The sequence below is a fragment of the Photorhabdus caribbeanensis genome (assembly GCF_018448885.1).
GTDB lineage: Bacteria > Pseudomonadota > Gammaproteobacteria > Enterobacterales > Enterobacteriaceae > Photorhabdus > Photorhabdus caribbeanensis.
Genome location: NZ_RCWB01000013.1, coordinates 44,986 through 63,233 on the forward strand (window position 1 = coordinate 44,986; position 18,248 = coordinate 63,233).

Here is an 18,248-nt window from a genome sequence, read left to right on the forward strand (position 1 = left end):
CTAACCAATAAAAAATGTTGGCGCCTGTAGTTTTGTGGTTGCGTAAATTGAACGAACATTCGAATGCTGTAAGGATCTTACCATGATAGTAAAATCTCTATGCTTACTGACCGCAAGTGCGGCTCTGTGGGTCGGATCAGCATTAGCTGATCCTGGTTGCCAGAATGCAGAAGTGATTGGTGGGAGGTTAATTACCGACATTTGTTGGAGCTGTATCTTCCCGATAAAGGTAGCTGGAGTGCCTATCAGCGGCTCCGGTGGTTCATTCCCGAACGAAGCGGTATCCAATCCACTCTGTATGTGTGAGGACAATCTTGGCGTACCACGGCCAGGCGTGACTACTTCCATGTGGGAGCCTGCTCGTCTTGTTGAGTTTCAGCGAGTACCTGGCTGTTCATCGGTATTAAATGGTGTTCGTTTTCCGTTTGACCGCACCAACCAGGGACATCACGGCGAAGGCGATATGGATGGAGGGGATGGTTCCTTCATGCACTATCACTACTACGCTTTCCCGCTCCTAGTGATGCTCGATCTCTTCATCAAGCAGACCTGCAATGCTGACGGTTACATGGATCTGGACGTCATGTACATGTCCGAGCTGGACCCTACATGGAACAATGACGAACTAGCATTTTTTACCAACCCCGAAGCAGCGGCAGTAGCCAATCCTATCGCAGCGGCAGCATGTACTGCTGACGCGATTTCTTCGACTGCCGGTAAGCCCCTCAAGCAACTTTTTTGGTGTGCGGGATCATGGGGAATGCTTTATCCATTCAGTGGCAACCAAAACGGAGGAAAAGGTGTTCTTCGTGATAGCAGTCTGCTGAGCACTAGGGTTCTTGCTGCCTTACATCGTCGTGGTTTGGCATGGAAAACAATGGGCTCTGAAGCTATGTGCCGCGGAGTAATTAGCCCAACTTTGCCAAAGACCCAGTATAAGTTCACCTTGCTCCACCCAGTTCCAGAAACTAATTCGTCTCACGTTATTGGTGAGTCAATTCTAACTTGGGGGTTAGCAAGAACAATCCCTGCCATCGGTCAGGACCCGATCTATACAATCTGGCGCTGGAATGACTGCTGCAATCACTGATAGCAACCTGAGACTAGTTATATAAAATTCCATATTATAGCCATTGATTTTTAATGGCTTTTTTTGTGTAAGGTTTATTATTTGGACAAATATCAATTTAGCAGACGTAATTTGTTGCTCAAGCTGCGACAACTTTCGTTCTATCTCTTCGATCTTGACGCTATTTTCGCCTTGAAAAGCTGATAGCTTCCTCTTGCAGTAGTTGTTTTTGAATGTGCCCAAAAAGGGCCGCTCCACATGCAAATAGTCTCCAACTTCTCAGATAGCATGGGAAGGTTGAAGCGGAGGACAAGATGCGAAGTCATACATATTTCATGAGAATCATGGCCTCGCTGCTGACAGTAACGATGTCGGTGCTACCGATACATTCTTATGCTAACGGCGGCCAGGACCAGGATATTACATTGGTAGGGAAAGAGGCTCAAAGTTTTGGGCATAGCCTATCCAACTCTTTCAAATCGAATACTGGTACTACTCAGAATGGTACGATCTCCTTGCCAACTCTGAAAGATGGTCAGTTTCAGATGAATGGTGGAAACCAGATCAATGTTAACGATCTGTTCCCAGGAACCAGCAACAGTAATTCGGATAGCGATTACTTCCCTGATGCCAATAAACCAGACATAGATGGTCTACAAGGGATCTACGACTCCGGTGATAGTATGGACAAAGCTGGAAACAACGCCAAAGATTCGTTATGGACGGATGCGAATCGCCCGAATCCTTCCATTTCCGGAGCAGCATACAAAGTACTTCTTGATGCTGCTAACCGCTCGCGACCTGATTTTTCCAATGATCCAGTACTAAATCTCAGTAAGAAAACTTATGAGAATATGGATCTGATTGCCGAGGGGTTTGGAGATTGTTCAGTCAAGACAATAATAAACAAAAACACTATCAACACCCATATCCCTGAATACGAGCGTTGCCAGCGTGTTGTAGACCAAAGCGCAGACTGTGAAGTCGTCCATGACTACGATGCGTCTGTAGTTAAGCACTATAATGGTCCTTATAACTTGAAATCTTGCGGTGAAGGTTGCGCAGAGTTGTGGATTGGCCGCATAGGTGATAACTATTGGTCAGGGCATTGTGCAATATATGAAGAGTTTACTCGCGTACAAGTCTCTAATCCTGATGCTATTACCAGTGCTGTGTTGGAATATGCAAAATGGGACGATTACATGCAGGTCTGGATCGGTAAGTCCGGACAGGAGCAAAAAGTATGGCAGGGACCCAATAATAATTTTCCTCCAGAGACAGCTGGTGCATGTGAGTTAAGCACAAGTTGGGAAGTGAATCCGAATACCGATGTTACAAACAACTTTAAAAATGTAAAACCTGGGGATGTCGTATCTTTCAAGATACGTGTCTCTGTGACTGGGGGCGGTGAGGGTTATGGCCGGATTCGGATTCATTATGATCCAGCGAAGGCAATAACCAAGGATGAATGGTCTCCGCAAAGCTGTGTGAGCTCGGCCAAAGGGGTCATTGACGGGTTTGCTAACGGCGAGATCGCCTGTATTGATGACCCAACTGACGCAACAGGTTGCACCATTATCAATGGTATCAAGATTTGTGAGTCTCAGCTCAAGCCATCGCCTTTACCGAGCATTTCCAAACTCTGCAAGAAAATCAAAGTAAAAGCAGACTATGATTTTTATAAAGGCCCGATGGAATGTTGGACTGATCCCCAAGGAGAGGTTCAATGCCCGGTAAACAATGGGGGGAATCTGAATAACTGTACGCAGTATGAGAGCAACCCTCAATGTGGTTTCATCAGCTCTAGGTGTGTTGATGGCGCTCAAGGGACATCTGGAACCTGTTATGTCCACGAAGATACTTATGACTGTGGTACTGATGTGCTTGTGCCGACCCTAGAAAAAGAGGCAGAGTATCAGTGTGGGGGACCTATCCGCTGCATGGGGGACGATTGTCTCGATGTAACAAAAACGCAGAGTACAGATTTTGCGCGCGCCACAGCGCTGCTCAACGCCGCTCAGTTCATGACTCAAGATATGAAATGTACGGGAATGGATGGCAACACCAACCCCAAGGGGGATGAAAACGTCATTTGTTCAGCTTTTGCTGGAGAAGCCGGTGAATGCAAGATCGCAGTTGGAGGCGTATCTGATTGCTGCGAGAAGCCATCTAACATCTCGTTGGCGGATTACCTAAACTTAATCATGGCAGTGCCTAAGCTTGATGGCGCAGTGATGGGACTGACCGACGGCAATGCCCTTAAAGGCGCCTACCAAGTACTGCGTGAGCCGGTACTTCAAGGTTGGACAGAATTGACAAAACCTTTTACTAGCTACATTGAGAATATGTCTGGGGCCGTCAAGTCATTCTTCCAGCCAGTGGAACAATTTGTTGACCAATTTATCGAACAGCTTAAAGAGCAAGTTAAGAAGGTAATGATGGATGTGTTCAAGTCCGCAGGGCAGGACGCGGCCACAGAAAAAGCGGCGACAGCGGCATCAGAAAAAGCAGCGGAGGCCATGATGGACACAGCGATGACTTGGTTAAGTACCGCTATGACAATCTATACGATCTACGTTGTGACGATGGTCATGATCCAGATAATTTGGAAGTGCGAAGAGGAAGAGTTTACGATGAACGCCAAAAGGGCACTTAAGAACTGCTCGTATGTTGGTTCGTACTGCAAGTCCAAAGTGTTAGGTGCTTGTATTGAGAAACGCGAAGCCTATTGCTGCTTTAACTCACCATTGTCTCGCATTATCCAAGAACAAGTTCGTCCGCAACTTGGCGTGAACTTCGGTGATGCAAAGAACCCTCAATGTGGGGGCATCCCTATGGACAAAATCGCTGAGATTAACTGGAGTAAGGTTAACCTAGATGAATGGTTGGGGATTCTTCAACAGAACAGTAAATTTCCAGAACCCAACTTAATCAACTTGGATACCCTAACTGGAACAGGTAACGATTTCAACATTGATGGTACACGTAAGAATGCCCAAGAGAGGGTACTGGAGCGTTTAAAAGGGATTGATGTTGATGCGAAACGTCGTGAGGGAACGAACGGCATAGATCCTCAAACTGGCTCACCCACGAGTGGCGGAGGGCGATAAAAAAAGGGCCTTTCGGCCCCTTTTTTTACGACTGAGAGTAAACAAAAAATTCTGGTTTCCCTTGTTCCAGTAGGTAGGGGAATGCCACCTTGTCACCCGTTTCCAAGGAAACTTGCTTAGGCGCCAAGTATAGATAGACCCACGCAGGGAGATTCCTGCTCAGTTCTGCGTAAATCATCTGCTGCGGAGTATGGCTGTTGTGACCATTGATGACATTGATCCGGTTGTACTGCGTATCATGGCCGGAGGTGAACGCATAGATCTGACTAGAGACTCCGTGAACAAATTCAGGAGCGATCCCAGCACGAGGCTTCACGATACGAACCTTGATAGCGCACATATCCGATATCTCAGATTTTCCATCCACCCAAGTTGGGCAATTCCAATCCTGTTTATAGAAATGATAGACGAGGTTTCCATTCTCTTCGTAAAGCAAGGCGAACTTTGCATCCAAGTTTGTTAGTGAACGCTCGACAGAAATTTTCACACGTGAAAGCATTTTGGCCTGAGCATCTTCAGAGGAAACAGCTTCACTTGCAGGCATCCAGCTGATCAGACTATTCCGTCCACCGTGCTGTTTAGGGCCTATTGTCCAGTTAAGCAGATTAACCAGACCACCTTGCCAGTTGGTCATATTGAGCTGAGGAGAGACGTAGCCAGAGAGTACATAAGCAGCCCTAAAAGTTTTGGTGTCGGTCAAGCGTTCTAATTCGTCCTTAGGTACAGAAGTGTCCTGGATGCCTGTGACCAGTGCGCCAGCCTTAGCGATGTTGTAGGCACGACTGTGGTTGATTTCGTATTTGGTTGGCTCATAGTTGCTAGTTACGCAGCCAGTCAGAGCGGATACAGACAGGGCGACAGTAGTGATCAGTACTTTTTTCATATTGTTCTCTCCTTGTAGGGCCTCAGTTAAGCCTGGTTTACTTCCCGATATTATCATGGCATCAAAAAATGCAACCATAGAAGTTAAAAAACCCCTCATTGAGGGGCATAAGGTTTATTCGTAGGTTGAACTATGCTGCTGCTTCGGTTTTCTCTGCTTCATCCGCGATTTCTTTATCATCAGTTTTGGTCTCGGGAACGGCTTCGGCCACCTCACTTTCCTTTCCTCGGGTATGGGCGGAAATGCGGGCACGTTTCTCGATGCCAATGATACGGCCAGCGAGCTTGATGAGGCGTTGTTGCCATTGGTAGGTGGCATCGGTGCGCTGTTTGCTAGTTAGGACAGTATTCAACCAGAGTGTATCAACAATACCCATCAGATTGTCCAGTTTGCGGATCTGGTGAACGAATTGAGCAACTTGTGGAGAATTGATCTCAATGGTGTATTCGCTAGGGTTGGTGTAGCCTGGTATCATGTCGATGCCGTTATCTTCCATCAGTTTCTGGAGCTGTATGGTGGCTTTGTCCAAATCTTCAGACACCTTAGAAATATGTTCCATAATGATGCTCTCCACTTGGTCAATTTCGTTTTGCTCCCCAATAATTCGCAGGATCACTTCAATAGAGAATAGCGAGTTGGATACCCGCTCGAAGCTGCGTTCCATGACGCGCTGAGCTTGGAGGCTGTTCACTTTCAGAACTTGTTTGAATACGGGGCGAGAGTAATGGCTACGTTCGTTACTAGTGTCCACTGCTGCTTGTGCTTCCGTCATTAGAAATACTCCTAGATTGAGGTACAGATAACAGATAAACGCACATAAAGTATAAAGGCGTTCAATCTGTAACCTGACATCCCAAAGTGCCCAAAATGGACAGTTACAGGGTTTTCTGATCAGCAAAGGTGAGCTATATTTGAACCATCTTAGTCGCTTTGCGGCCATACGTGAGGTAGCTGGTCTCCAAAAACAAACAGCAAATTAACGTTAATTTACTAGCCGAACTAGACATATTTGTTCGGTTCAGGACATAGTACATTTACTAATTATAGGAGTGTACCTTGTCTACTCTCATTCCAGTGGCTGAGGATTTATTTTTATCCTTTACTCAAGGAACTTAGTAGAGACATTCTGGTCATAACAAAACTGGATGAATCATCTGTCATGAAGTTCATGCATGGACCTCTGGAAGTCTGCACGAAGGCTGTAATCCTCACTCATCAATGAGGATCGAGAAATTGTCCTTCGCGTTGTAAAAGATGTGTTTGGGGCTACCGACCATTACTGATGGCAAGGTTGAAAACTGGTCTGAAAGCAACTAGAAGGCCCGTTGATGCCAACGGATTTGGAACTACCCCTAATTTCCTTTAGGGGCAAAAAGAACTTGTATGTGTCGCAGTTGCTGAGCCAGGAATGCTCTTTCCTGGATGAGGTGCTGGTAAACGCAGAGACACATACTGTGTTTGAGTTTCATTCGGATAAACAGCCAGTTTGAGTTCGCTAAACTGGCTTTTTTCTCCATCGCATGATACATGGCGCGTTCCCCTGCTTTCCATTGGAGATTGAGTCATGCTGAGCTTTCAATGGAAAACAGATTTGGTTCTCTTTGGAGAGCGAAAAGTGAGATAGCTGGTCTCCAAAAACAAACAGCATATTAAATTGAACATGTAATTAAACCCTGACGGGTACATTTTCCCGTCTGAGCCAGGTGTATCCCGCTTTTTAGGAGTACACCTTATGAACCAAGGAATAAACTTGGACATACCTAAATCCACCAACAAGCCATCAACGATAGCGTGTTGATGGATACAACCACTATCATTAAGCAAGTTGAATTATTGATAGTGTTTTTAGTTACGCCTCCAATCGGTGGCGCCTCTTTGTAATCCCTTACTGGGAAGTGTCTCCCGGTAGGGAAGCTCTTTGGATCCTTTTCCCAAAGTTAGGGTTTCCTTAAAACCCTGATAATGGAATTCAACGCTAACGATATCCTGATGAGTCAGGGGAAACCTTAGTTTCCCGAATGTTCACTACCACCAAGCTTTCATATAAAGCTGGAGAATTGAGTATGCCCATCATTGATATCTCATAGGTTGATATAACATCTGGATAACGCTGTATATCTTTTCCCCTCTTTTTGGGACAGGAAAGGAATTCAGTCTCTTACTTTGACTTAATACACTTACGGGATTACCGTTTGATTATGTCATTAGTTCGATGAAACTAGCATGACAAAGCCGCTAACGGCCTTGTCTGCCCGAAAACTTTAACCCACATAGGGGGAGTCCATTCCCCCTAAGGGATTGGATCGCCTCCTTTATAGCAATGGAGGTAATCTTGAAGAAGTTTTTACGCTTAAAGACGTGGTTCATGAGTCTTTTCTCTATTAATAAAAAGACGCTCGGTTCTATTGGTGAAGACTTACGTAAAGTCTCAGTAACTGCTATCGGCGTTGGTATTGTTGGATTGACTGTTTCCAAAGGTAACATCACGACTAGTGAAGCTACTGTGGTTCTGGTTGTCGGGATCATATTATGGATCTACGGTATAATCTTAACCAAAATTAGCAACTCCTGAGGAAGTCAAACCAGCTCAGCATGGATACTTAGCATGTTGGGATTGTCAATTTTCTTCATCGTTGTAAACGGCGATAATTTGTATTTTCATCATAAAAGTCAGAAGAAAAAAGCATCACAGATGCCTAAGTAACAATTGTGAAAAATACCAAGAAGGTCAGCATTAGCTGACCTTTCTTTACTAAGTTAGGCACACATTTCAAAATGTGAAAGTATCTCGCCAAGGGACAACACCTTACTGACATATCAAGTAATACATCCCTACGATTGGCTATTTTTAAACCTGTGATAGCATGGAAATGAAAAATTGAACAAAGGGACGACAGTACTGCCAATCACCGCCCTACAAGGAGATTATAAAAACCATGATGACGTTGACTACAGTTGCAAAAAAGACATCGAACAACTCAGCACTGGTATATTGGCGCGTAGGAACAAAGCGTAAAGGTATCTTGGATGTCCGTATTGACTTTGAACATGATGAAGCAGATCTCCTAGCGGAGTTGATTGCCATTCGATATTTGATGTTCAATAAACAAGTTTTTAGTCGTGAGCCAATCTCTGGATCTGGATACAAGCTAGAAGTATCCAAGGGAGCCATTCGCAAGCTAATGCAGGGCAAGTCCAGTAAAAAATTCGCCACTAAATTCTCTACCTTTCTCACAAAAGGCCGTATGAAAGGGATAGTGATAGAGGTGTCACAAGACATGGCACTCATGCCCGCACTTGACGAGTGCGACGTAGAACTTCTTAATGCCGAACAACAGATTTACACCCAAGCCCAAGCCTATTATGAAATCGACACGCCAGCCATTGGTAAGGTTCTCGTCACGGCACATGCCGTAAACCAATACCAAGCTCGCATTACCTCTGGCGACCCTAAGAAGCCCTGGGCTTCATTGATTAGCCGATTACAACACCCAGAACTACAAATCCAGCCTTTCGATGAAAGGACAGTCCGTCATAAAGTGCGCAAATATGGCAGAACAGACAACATTGAAGTTTGGGGTCATCGTGATTCAAAATTCAAATATCTAATGATCATCGATGATGACAGTAAAAAGAGAGTTCTTGTAACGGTTTTTGAAAGAAATGGATGATTAGGAAAAGGAGATAGTGCTAGCCGTTCCTAAATTGTGCTGCACCTTATATTAAATTTGTATACCCAATTTTTTAATAGCACTTGGATTTTTAACTCTATCTCCTTATTTTTCCATAATGACATAGATAAAAGGATTATAACCTCCTGGATTACGCCTAATAGCCTCCAGAAAACTTTGACCTTCAATCACGTAAAAAAACCAGCTAACTCTAAACCTCCAAGTAACTTAGCTTTCACATGTGAAAGTTGACACAAATAAAACTTTCTAAACGCCCTAAATGGGCGCTAACACCTGCCTAGTTTCACTCTTTCCCCTTCTACCATAGTGAGAATGGGAAAATATACGCATGAGACTATGAAAAAAAAGCCTCTAAATATACTACTTTTTGCAACGCTCACGCTGGGAGCGATGACCCAAACCTTTGCTCTGGAAAAAGGACAAAGATTCTATGAGCGCAAAGCCGAAGGCTGGTTCTGGTATGAGCCAGATCCAAAAGAGTTAGAAGAAGAGATTAAGAAACCAAAACCTAAGCCGATGGATCACCCCTTGCCCACATCAGTAAAACCAGTAGTTCCCGTACCGAAAAAACCAGGGATGTTTTCCGCTGCATGGTTCCGGGAGAACCTACCTAAGTACAAAGATCTGGCATGGGATAATCCCACCATCGAAAATGTCAGAACCTTTCTTTATCTGCAACGCTTCGCAATTGACCGTTCAGAACAATTCTCCGATACAACAGAACTGGCTGTAGTCGGAGATCCATTCCTGGATGAAATCACCCGGCGCCCAGCCGCCACATTTGCATCACAACAGGTTGACCGTGATGCAGGAAATGCGAAGAACCGGCTTTTGAAGAACGTCTCCCAAAGAGTTGGGATCTTCTTCTTCTACAAATCTGATGACAATTACAGCGACCTTCAAGCACCATTAATCAAGATGCTTGAGCAAACAGAAGGGTTCTCTGTCGTCCCAATATCAGTCGATGGGAAGCCATTGCCGAATAACCTTTTTCCTGATTTCAGGACAGATAATGGCCACGCTAAACAACTTGGCGTTGTGACGTATCCAGCTATTTTCCTTGCTTCACCTGAGGGACAGTTTACTCCGATTGGGCAAGGCCCTATGTCACTGCCAGAACTAAATCACCGCATCTTGGTCGCCGCTAAGCGTAACAATTGGGTTTCTGATAAGGAATTCAATCGAACCAGGCCTGTTCTGAACCTTGAAAACAATATCGCTGAACAACTGGCATCTCCCGAACTTGAAACTACTCTCCAAGAACTTTCTAAGACTAACGGCGACAAAGATAACTTTGTACCACCTGAACAACTCATGAACTACATCCAGGCAAAATTACAGGAGCACTAAAATGGTCAACCGCAAGATATTAACTAGGAGCTTACTTGTCCTGAATGTGGCGATGAGCATCGTTATAACTTCTGCAACGGCTCAAGCAGGAAATGGTCTCCAGTCCGAGATGGACAAGTTATTTAACGAGATGAGTAACATTACACCTGCTGGCGTGTATGAAACTCAACGGCGTGGGGTTCTTGCCGGAGGGCGTTTTACTACCAAGACTAGGATATTCGATGAAAACTTAGTCAGCTTTGCACCACCTTCATGGAAAGCGGGTTGTGGGGGTGTCGATCTGTTCGGTGGTTCACTATCCTTCATCAACGCTGACCAGATCGTACAGCTGCTTCGCTCGGTTGCAGCTAACGCAAAAGGTTATGCTTTCCAACTTGCTCTCGATAATGTATTCCCTGACGGTGCGAAATGGATTGAAAACTTCCAGAAAAAAGTACAGGCACTTAACCAACACCTCGGCAATTCGTGCCAGTTGGCTCAGGGCCTCGTGAACGACTTGACGTCTGGTTTTGATCTTAAGCACAAGACTGATGCCTCCATCAAATCCACTACTATAGGTCTTTTTGAAGACTTCTTCTCATCCAAGCAAGAACCAAGCGGCAAGAATCCTCTTGAAGAGCTGAAAACGAACAAACCGGACGAATACCAGAAAATGATCGGCAATATCGTCTGGAAGCAACTTAAAAGCAATAGTGCTAATACCTGGTTCCAGTACGGAGACAACACACTGCTGGAAGCCATCATGTCGTTAACCGGAACTGTCATTATTGGCGACCTTATTGACGATCCTAACTCTTCTGGTTCTGGAGAAAAAACCAATTCCTTAATTACACTGCCCGGCAATAAGATCACCTTGTCGAACCTCATCTCTGGAGGTTCAATTAAGATCTACTCTTGCGGTAGCGACACAACCAACTGTCTTACTGCTGGTGAGGGAGGGACAGGCAATAAGACAGTTGTAATTAAAGGTATTCAAGGCCAGATCACAGACATACTTCTGGGGACCGCCTCAACGCCAGGAATCATCTATAAATACGCGACTAACTCAGGCACTCTGACTGATTCTGAAAGGGCATTTGTATCCAATCTTCCGAGTGGAATCGGTACGATTATTCGAAATCTGTCGGTTCTGTCTAAAGATGCCGCTTATATTTTTACAACAGACTCCTCAGGCGCCATTGCTCTAATGATAATGTACAACTTCACAGAAGAACTCTTCCGTGCAGCCAGTATATCTCTAGCAAACAGCCAATCACCTTACAAGAAAGAAACGCTTAAGATACTGGAGCAATCCCAAACTAAAATCCAGTCTGAATATGCTGTCCTAGCATCTCAGTATGGAGATCTAGCAAGCCAGATCGAGAAGTACAACAGCCTACTGAACAACATCCGCAAGCAAAAATACATGCAAGCAACGTTGTCCAATCCTCCTAGCACAAACTAAGAGGACATTGAAATGGGCACTTTTTCAATTCACTCAATCGGTGACTCTGCTTTCTTGGAACAAATTCTAATTGCAGTATCCATGATTACCGGAACTGGAGATTTCGAGAAAATGGTCAGTATTGGCCTGCTTCTTGGGATTCTTATGATCTGTATTCAGTCAGTATTCCAAGGAGCCAAACAAATCAACTTCCAGCAAGTCTTAGTCGGTTGGATTCTTTATGCTTGCTTCTTTGGCCCAACAACCACAGTAACCATTGAAGATGCTTACACAGGACAAGTTCGTGTAGTAGCTAATGTTCCTATTGGGGTCGGATTTGCTGGCGGCATAATCTCAAATATAGGTTACACTATCACCGACCTGTTCGAGACAGGATACGGTATTATTGCACCAAACATTACGAATAGACACTTCTCCGAGACTTTGAAACTACTGAATGATGTTCGCAGGAGATCGTATGACACAGGAGTATTTGCCGCATTTAACCTCGTAAATGGCGGTAGACATGTAGACGTACGCCGTTCATTGAGTAACTACATCCGCGAATGTACGTTGACCAAAGTAGATCTCAATTTGATGTCCTTGGATGAACTCATGAATACCCCTATTGACTCAGCCTTGAGATTCAACTCACCGCTCTATGGAACGCGACTCTATCTTGAACCAATCAGCCCGGATGGAAATGACTACACTTGTACCGATGGGTGGGTTGCCATCAGCAATGCGATAGCAAATCTTAACAGCCCCGTAGTCATTAATGCCCTGAATAATATCCTGAAGATAGATACCACTACTGGCGCCAACGCTATCACCAAAATTGGTGATTCATTGCAAGCAATGGGGGCTACAACGACATCAGCCACCGACTATCTGAAAGTTGCAGTGCTAGAACCACTCTACTACGAGGCCGCTGTTGGCCGATACCAAGATTTACAGGACTATGGTTCAGCACTGATGATTAATCAAGCTATCCAACAAAGAAATATCCAATGGGCGACAGAACAGTCTATGTTCATGACCGTAGTCCGTCCTATGCTGACCTTCTTCGAAAGCTTCATTTATGCCATTACACCGATCATGGCTTTCATCATCGTGATGGGCAGTTTTGGCTTACAACTGGCCGGGAAATATGTCCAGACCATCCTCTGGATTCAGCTATGGATGCCAGTTTTGTCTATCATTAATCTGTTCGTTCATACTGCTGCATCCAACGAGATGTCCAGTTTAAGTTCTACTGGTTTTAACTCGATGTATGCTCTTTCATCCGCTGGAGACATTTTGCAATCTTGGATTGCAACCGGCGGGATGCTGGCAGCAGCTACACCAGTAATCTCTCTTTTCATCGTCACCGGAAGTACTTATGCCTTTACTAGCCTTGCCTCACGCATTAATGGCGCTGATCACGTTGATGAAAAGATGCAGTCGCCAGATCTACTCAAACAAGGACCAGTAATGCAAAGTCAGCCGGCTTATTCCCACAACCAGTTCAGCGGTTCCATTGCCACTGGTGCCGAGAGCATGATTAGCACTTTCTCTCTGGGGTCAACATTGGCATCTGGAGTAAGTTCAGCCCAGGCTCTACAGAGCCAAAAGTCAGAGGTTTTTCAAGGTACTTTGGGGCGTGGATTCTCCGATGGAGTAAACCAGGAACAAGCATATGCAAGGTTGTCAGATATTAGCCGAAAAGCGTCTTCTCAGAACACCTCCCAAAGCCAACTGATTAACATGCAGGCGAAGAATTTCATGGACAAGTTCCAAGTGGATGATTCGCACTCAGATGCAGTGAAAGGTGCTTTCGCAATGCGAATGATGGGTAAACTAGACTTTGATGAGGCAGCATCAATGCTAATACCTATGGTTAGTAAGGCCAAGACGACAACGAAAGCGGCAACAGGGGGAAATAAGTCAGGTGGTGGCGATATCATTGACGTCAACGCCCAGGCCGAAGGTACAACCGCATCATTGTCCCAAGATTCCTCAAACTGGTCTGCAAGTGATGTGTCCCAATACCTAAAGGAAGTCAGCGTCTCCCAGACTGATAGCCAAGCTCTGACAAATCAGTTGGCACAAGGGTTCAGTCGCTCCGGTGGTGAAACTTTCAAACAAATTTGGGGCGACACGCTTTCTCAGAATCTGTCAAAATCTGCATCTGATCTGGTATCTGCGTCTAATACATTCACAACAATGAGCCAGCTAAAGAACCAAATGGGATCGATGACCAATACCGACTTTAAGACTCTGGGGGGAGCAGTAGCTCAAACACCAGCAGCAATGAATCATCTGAATGAATATTTCAAGATCGCCGACCATCCAGTTAAACAAGAAGCCACTGAACTTGAACAAAGATACCGCGCTTATGGCATGGCTCCTCAAGTAGCCCAAGCGGCTGCGCGAATGACCGCTATGACCAATCCAAAAAATTATGAACCCGGCAAGGAACTTGCTGGATTCCAGTCCACTCTCCAGGCGATTAACATGGCTACTGGCCGCAACTCCTCGTTCAATGGAGACGCTTATGGTAGTAGAGGAATCACTGAACCGAATGTATCCGGGCTATCTGGAGCTGTTAAAAGTGCCGTTGGCTCTGGCCCGAATTTAAGGCCTGATTTCCGCAATGATACAACAAGAACCGTCGGAACCAATCCTGTATCCGAAGTCGATCAGTTGCCGTCAGTAAGTCCGGCAGTACAAGGTGATCATACTGCGGGCATTGCCGTGCTACAGAATAAAGCAAATCAAGTAGAAAGGGCAGTGTCTGCACCTGAACGTGAAAAAGCACAAAACAATACACTTCACTCGCCAGGTATGTCGTGGAGTGCGTCAACCTGGGGAGCTTGGGATAACTCTACTGACTGGTTTGCTAGACGAGCTGAGCAGGCTGGTGGTGCCGTAGTCGCTGGCGGCGCTGCCGGAGCAGATGTATTCTCTAGAGCAATGGATCAAATGAGAACGATGACTCCTGAGCAACGAGATCAGTTTATTGCGGCAACTAAACGAGAAGATGAGTACATCAAGAAAGAGTTCGGCTGGGCTGGTGATGCAATGGTGGGAGTAGCGAAACTTGGCCGCAACATCATGGGGGCAGCAGCTAGCGGTTATGATGCAGCTAAAGAATGGCTCACTGGTAAGTCGAATCTTTCTGAGGCAGCAAAGGGGATGAGTATCGAGGAGAAAGGCGCATTCTATGCAGCTGCCTTTACATCAGCCGCTGAAGCGGGTGGTGAAGTAGCCCAGCAATTTATGAACCAGTACGGATCTGAGTTCAAGGAAACAATGCAAAACATAGCTCAAAGCCGATACGGCTTAACACCAACTCAGGCGGCTGTATACGCTGAATCCTACGACACCAACCAGGCTCGTATGAACAACGCTGTACACAACCTTAAAATGGAGTACGCGGAACGGAGCCCAGATGGAAGCACGATGACCGATGCCAATGGCCAACCTGTACTCTCTCAGAAAAATACCAAATTCACAGACGAATTAGTCAACATTTTGCAAAACTCAACCGATGCAGGAGACAGATCTGGTAGTTACTTGACAAATATCAGAGGTTACAATATCGCAAACCAGCGTTTTCGATAAGATAAAAACTAAAGAAAATAACTAAGGGGGAGAGAAAACCCCCTTATTCGTCTTTGTACCCCAAGTGACACTTATAATCACGGATGGGGGAAAGCTGGTGTTTTTTTCTTTTCTGACGGCGACGATAGCCAACTTCTTTGTCAGCCGCAACGATTTTCCGAGCAATCCATACGACCAGATAGGCAACACCAATCACAACAGTAACTTGCCACTGGAAATACGCAATTCCCCCCCAGAACACGACTGTAAACCAAATACTTTTGTGAACCAAAACCAATAACTGAGTACCCCAGATAACGAACGGAACCAGAACAACACCGAATCCCCACGGGGTATCTGCGACCATTGCTATACCCAGAAATATCATGCCTAGTAGCGCTATGTTCATTAGATATTTCATACCAACCCCAAATTCTTTTATGACACAACACAAAAAGTCCAACTGTGAGATTTTGACGGTTTTTTGCAAAATCGATATTCCACTAAAGAGTTAATGAATAAAATCCGCGCAAAATTTTCACCAATATTTACGTAAAAAAGCATTTACTGACAAAACAATACATATGTTGAAATGTTAAGTAAATTATGTAAAATATAAGTTAGGTCATCGCTAACGCCTTGGTCCCTATCTGTAGAAATACAGAGTTGTCTCTCCTAGCTTATATTATCCTTTTTCATATACGCATTATTTGTGTGGTCAGGTCAAGCGTTTGTTTTTCCTGCCCTCCTCAGCTTTTGCTGTACCTTTAAAAATACTTATACCTAATCGTTATTTCATATCTCAAAGTACCGCACTTTTTTGTGCGCTATTCCCGCCATTATCTCGGCGAAATTTTAAACAAATTAGTTTATTTATTTGTATCTCATTGATTATTAAAAACATTGTAACTTCGCTTTATCAAAAAAAAGTTAACTATATGTTTTTAAAGGTTTTTATATTGACAGCATCATATTTTGGGCTTATAAAGACGCGAAATTTGTCAGGTTGTGACAACAGAAAGTCTCTAAAAAGCATTCACGAGCTGATGCACTTTTATTATTGGTAACAACGCAGTTTTTAGGTAACCGATGACGAAAAAAAGCCATGAACTAGAAATCCCTAGCGGCCCAGAGGAGAAGCACGAATGGATCAAGTACCCGCTTAAGATCCGAGAACTCTCTTTAGCCTCTGTAGGCAGTAAAAACAAAATATCACGGCAAGTTGTATCTACTGCTCCTTATAAACCCAGTCCTCGCTGGGAGCACAAGATAGCTACAGCCTTAGAGATGAAACCTAGCCAGATTTGGCCTGAGCGATATGACGAGGAGCATAAAACCCCGCTCAGCAGACACAAGAAGGCAAATTGATGAGAGCTACAGTGAAACAATTAGTTCTTGCCGCCTCTATGTGCTCAGCGTCTGCTTCTGCGATAGATATCAGCGGTACGATTTTTGACAAGGCAGCAAAAGAATATGGTCTCGATCCACTCCTTGTTTACTCGGTTGCTTTGGCCGAGTCAGCATTTGGCCATGAGGATGGTTCTATTAGCCCTTGGCCCTGGACTCTTCGAACTCCTGACTTGCCGTTCTACGCTAAAAATAGTGAACAGGCAAAGGAAAAACTTGCAGAGTTCCAGCAACAATACGGACGAGCTATTGATGTCGGATTTATGCAAGTAAACATACGTTGGCATGGGCACCGGGTTAGTAACCCAACTAAACTGCTAGACCCTGAGACCAACGTGATGGTTGGAACTAAGGTGCTGGCAGAAACCATCAATTCATCACCAAACGACTTAGAATTGGGGATTGGCCGTTATCACGCATGGAAGGACGAAGTTCGATCTCGCAATTACGGCAGCCGTGTCCTTGCAATTTACCGGAACCTTCGAGATCTGTAAGGGGGAATAATGCTGGAGCTAGATATTATTGAAGCGTGGGATATTAAAGCGGTCAATCTTGATCAGGAAGAAGCCGACAAAAACGTTTATGAATTTGATCTTACTTTATGGAACCTTCTTGGAGCACTTGCAAAGGAACGCGCAGAAGATACGTCATCTCAATTTTCTTTAAATGCTGAAATAGTCAGTAGGCTCGCCTCGGCTACGGCTTTGCAGTTTGAGGCTCTAGCTTCTGGAGTTCTAATCTCTTTCAAACTGGAAACACCAGAACAGACGATAATCTCTCATCTCAGTGGAGAATATGACCCCATTGTATTCATCCATAAAACTATAGATGAGTTCGATGCTGCCTATTGGTTACTATTAAATCGCGTAGCGGTGAAAGACGTTGACATGGCTAAAGAAGTTTTCGGTGTCTCTCGAGAGTTGGCAACACTCGTAGCTCACTCCACCGATAGCCAATTACGTCACATGTCTGCAACAACAGTCACGTACTTTACTCTTCGCTTTGCACCAAGCATTGTTGAGGAAATCTTAGATGATAATTGGAATGAACTAACCCACCCGGTACTAAAGAAGTTACAGCAATCTCTCCAGGGACGTGGGAGGTGGAGATGAACATAGGTAATTCAGGCACTCTTGGGAGATGGGTTGCAGCACGACACATGGCTTTGGCTGGCTACATTACCAAAATCATAATGATTGAGACTGGCCTGACATATAAGCAGGTTAGGCGACTGTACCAGGATCTCGAACACGATGGCTATAAACTAGAACGTAAGTCTCGTACATTCCGTGGAGGCGCTACGTTAATCCATAGCCATACCTCTAAGATTCAGGCTTCATTGCTCATGCAGCTCTACTACAACATCGGAGGAAAAAGTGCACTCAGATCCGTAAATATAAAAGCTCTGAATAAGGCCTTCCGAATGTATCACGCTATCAGAAAAGAAGTGCCGGGAATGAAAGGCGCTCGATGGGCCCCCTTTGACATCACTGATGCTTGGTGCTTGGCATCTGAGCTTCGTAGCGGAGATGCGATGCTTGAGGAATGCGACAACTGCAAATGCACGTACTTTACCTCAGTCAACCAACGAACTTGTGTAGATTGCCCTTTTTGCAAGGAACAGGGGAGGAATGGAGGTTAAAAAAGTGTGCTCGAGTAGATTTTGATTTTTTAACCAGAGCATGTCTTCTAATCATTTAAACCTGTAATAGATTTGTGTTTTTGAGTT

At 44.8% G+C, this 18,248-nt stretch carries 16 protein-coding genes; 11 read left to right on the forward strand and 5 right to left on the reverse strand.

Annotation, left to right across the window (positions count from 1 at the left end; genetic code table 11):
* Positions 1-348, reverse strand: coding sequence for a hypothetical protein (locus EAE90_RS24680; protein WP_425516852.1), 348 nt, complete (start codon positions 346-348; stop codon positions 1-3).
* Here EAE90_RS24680 and EAE90_RS10875 point away from each other — a divergent pair.
* The gene (locus tag EAE90_RS10875) at positions 239-1,090 is read left to right on the forward strand and encodes a TraU family protein (RefSeq protein ID WP_425516851.1); all 852 of its coding nucleotides are present in this window, start codon (positions 239-241) and stop codon (positions 1,088-1,090) included. The genes EAE90_RS24680 and EAE90_RS10875 overlap by 110 nt on opposite strands.
* Before the next feature lie 293 nt (positions 1,091-1,383).
* Positions 1,384-4,179: a conjugal transfer mating pair stabilization protein TraN gene (gene traN, locus EAE90_RS10880; RefSeq protein WP_214053512.1), complete on the forward strand. Its 2,796-nt coding sequence runs from the start codon at positions 1,384-1,386 to the stop codon at positions 4,177-4,179.
* Positions 4,180-4,204: 25 nt separating this feature from the next.
* On the opposite strand, the gene EAE90_RS10885 is transcribed toward traN, so the two are convergent.
* The 3 genes from EAE90_RS10885 to EAE90_RS10895 all read right to left on the reverse strand — a co-directional run bounded on the left by EAE90_RS10885 (position 4,205) and on the right by EAE90_RS10895 (position 6,628).
* The gene (locus tag EAE90_RS10885; RefSeq protein ID WP_214053513.1) at positions 4,205-5,062 is read right to left on the reverse strand and encodes a hypothetical protein; all 858 of its coding nucleotides are present in this window, start codon (positions 5,060-5,062) and stop codon (positions 4,205-4,207) included.
* 130 nt (positions 5,063-5,192) lie between these two features.
* Positions 5,193-5,834, reverse strand: a complete 642-nt coding sequence (locus EAE90_RS10890; protein WP_214053514.1) for a hypothetical protein — start codon at positions 5,832-5,834, stop codon at positions 5,193-5,195.
* 590 nt (positions 5,835-6,424) lie between these two features.
* Positions 6,425-6,628 (reverse strand): hypothetical protein, encoded by a 204-nt coding sequence (locus EAE90_RS10895; RefSeq protein ID WP_214053515.1) that lies wholly within the window; start codon positions 6,626-6,628, stop codon positions 6,425-6,427.
* A 799-nt stretch (positions 6,629-7,427) separates the two neighbouring features.
* Here EAE90_RS10895 and EAE90_RS10900 point away from each other — a divergent pair.
* From EAE90_RS10900 to EAE90_RS10920, 5 genes are all read left to right on the forward strand, one after another.
* On the forward strand, positions 7,428-7,634 hold the full coding sequence (locus tag EAE90_RS10900) for a permease (RefSeq protein WP_343221348.1): 207 nt from the start codon (positions 7,428-7,430) through the stop codon (positions 7,632-7,634).
* A gap of 364 nt (positions 7,635-7,998) precedes the next feature.
* A complete protein-coding gene (locus EAE90_RS10905; RefSeq protein WP_214053517.1) occupies positions 7,999-8,733 on the forward strand; it encodes a hypothetical protein in 735 nt (244 codons plus the stop codon).
* Between the two features lie 357 nt (positions 8,734-9,090).
* Entirely contained in the window at positions 9,091-10,104 is a 1,014-nt protein-coding gene (gene traF / locus EAE90_RS10910) for a conjugal transfer protein TraF (protein ID WP_343221349.1), read from the forward strand.
* A 1-nt stretch (position 10,105) separates the two neighbouring features.
* Positions 10,106-11,548, forward strand: coding sequence for a conjugal transfer protein TraH (locus EAE90_RS10915; protein ID WP_214053519.1), 1,443 nt, complete (start codon positions 10,106-10,108; stop codon positions 11,546-11,548).
* 12 nt (positions 11,549-11,560) lie between these two features.
* Complete coding sequence (locus EAE90_RS10920) at positions 11,561-15,133, forward strand: conjugal transfer protein TraG N-terminal domain-containing protein (RefSeq protein WP_214053520.1); 3,573 nt, start codon at positions 11,561-11,563, stop codon at positions 15,131-15,133.
* Between the two features lie 43 nt (positions 15,134-15,176).
* Here EAE90_RS10920 and EAE90_RS10925 read toward each other — a convergent pair whose 3' ends face one another.
* A complete protein-coding gene (locus EAE90_RS10925) occupies positions 15,177-15,533 on the reverse strand; it encodes a permease (protein WP_214053521.1) in 357 nt (118 codons plus the stop codon).
* A gap of 668 nt (positions 15,534-16,201) precedes the next feature.
* Between EAE90_RS10925 and EAE90_RS10930 the strand changes: the two genes are divergently transcribed.
* Genes EAE90_RS10930 through EAE90_RS10945 form a run of 4 tightly spaced genes read left to right on the forward strand, consistent with a single transcriptional unit; the run spans position 16,202 to position 18,161 of the window.
* Positions 16,202-16,480 (forward strand): helix-turn-helix domain-containing protein, encoded by a 279-nt coding sequence (locus EAE90_RS10930; protein WP_214053522.1) that lies wholly within the window; start codon positions 16,202-16,204, stop codon positions 16,478-16,480.
* 11 nt (positions 16,481-16,491) lie between these two features.
* Complete coding sequence (locus tag EAE90_RS10935; protein WP_343221350.1) at positions 16,492-17,013, forward strand: transglycosylase SLT domain-containing protein; 522 nt, start codon at positions 16,492-16,494, stop codon at positions 17,011-17,013.
* A gap of 9 nt (positions 17,014-17,022) precedes the next feature.
* Positions 17,023-17,631 carry a flagellar transcriptional regulator FlhD gene (locus EAE90_RS10940; RefSeq protein ID WP_214053524.1) on the forward strand — a complete coding sequence of 203 codons (609 nt, stop codon included), beginning with the start codon at positions 17,023-17,025 and terminating at the stop codon, positions 17,629-17,631.
* A gap of 47 nt (positions 17,632-17,678) precedes the next feature.
* Positions 17,679-18,161 (forward strand): FlhC family transcriptional regulator, encoded by a 483-nt coding sequence (locus EAE90_RS10945; RefSeq protein ID WP_343221352.1) that lies wholly within the window; start codon positions 17,679-17,681, stop codon positions 18,159-18,161.
* Positions 18,162-18,248 lie beyond the last annotated feature (87 nt).

What these genes read in the sequence shown, in the direction of transcription:
- EAE90_RS10915 (WP_214053519.1), top strand. Translation starts at nt 10,106, where the DNA reads ATGGTCAACCGCAAGATATTAACTAGGAGCTTACTTGTCCTGAATGTG.
- EAE90_RS24680 (WP_425516852.1), bottom strand. Translation starts at nt 348, where the DNA reads ATGGAAGTAGTCACGCCTGGCCGTGGTACGCCAAGATTGTCCTCACAC.
- EAE90_RS10905 (WP_214053517.1), top strand. Translation starts at nt 7,999, where the DNA reads ATGATGACGTTGACTACAGTTGCAAAAAAGACATCGAACAACTCAGCA.
- EAE90_RS10930 (WP_214053522.1), top strand. Translation starts at nt 16,202, where the DNA reads ATGACGAAAAAAAGCCATGAACTAGAAATCCCTAGCGGCCCAGAGGAG.
- EAE90_RS10900 (WP_343221348.1), top strand. Translation starts at nt 7,428, where the DNA reads ATGAGTCTTTTCTCTATTAATAAAAAGACGCTCGGTTCTATTGGTGAA.
- EAE90_RS10895 (WP_214053515.1), bottom strand. Translation starts at nt 6,628, where the DNA reads ATGACTCAATCTCCAATGGAAAGCAGGGGAACGCGCCATGTATCATGC.
- EAE90_RS10920 (WP_214053520.1), top strand. Translation starts at nt 11,561, where the DNA reads ATGGGCACTTTTTCAATTCACTCAATCGGTGACTCTGCTTTCTTGGAA.
- EAE90_RS10945 (WP_343221352.1), top strand. Translation starts at nt 17,679, where the DNA reads ATGGCTTTGGCTGGCTACATTACCAAAATCATAATGATTGAGACTGGC.
- EAE90_RS10940 (WP_214053524.1), top strand. Translation starts at nt 17,023, where the DNA reads ATGCTGGAGCTAGATATTATTGAAGCGTGGGATATTAAAGCGGTCAAT.
- EAE90_RS10890 (WP_214053514.1), bottom strand. Translation starts at nt 5,834, where the DNA reads ATGACGGAAGCACAAGCAGCAGTGGACACTAGTAACGAACGTAGCCAT.
- EAE90_RS10925 (WP_214053521.1), bottom strand. Translation starts at nt 15,533, where the DNA reads ATGAAATATCTAATGAACATAGCGCTACTAGGCATGATATTTCTGGGT.
- EAE90_RS10885 (WP_214053513.1), bottom strand. Translation starts at nt 5,062, where the DNA reads ATGAAAAAAGTACTGATCACTACTGTCGCCCTGTCTGTATCCGCTCTG.
- traF (WP_343221349.1), top strand. Translation starts at nt 9,091, where the DNA reads ATGAAAAAAAAGCCTCTAAATATACTACTTTTTGCAACGCTCACGCTG.
- traN (WP_214053512.1), top strand. Translation starts at nt 1,384, where the DNA reads ATGCGAAGTCATACATATTTCATGAGAATCATGGCCTCGCTGCTGACA.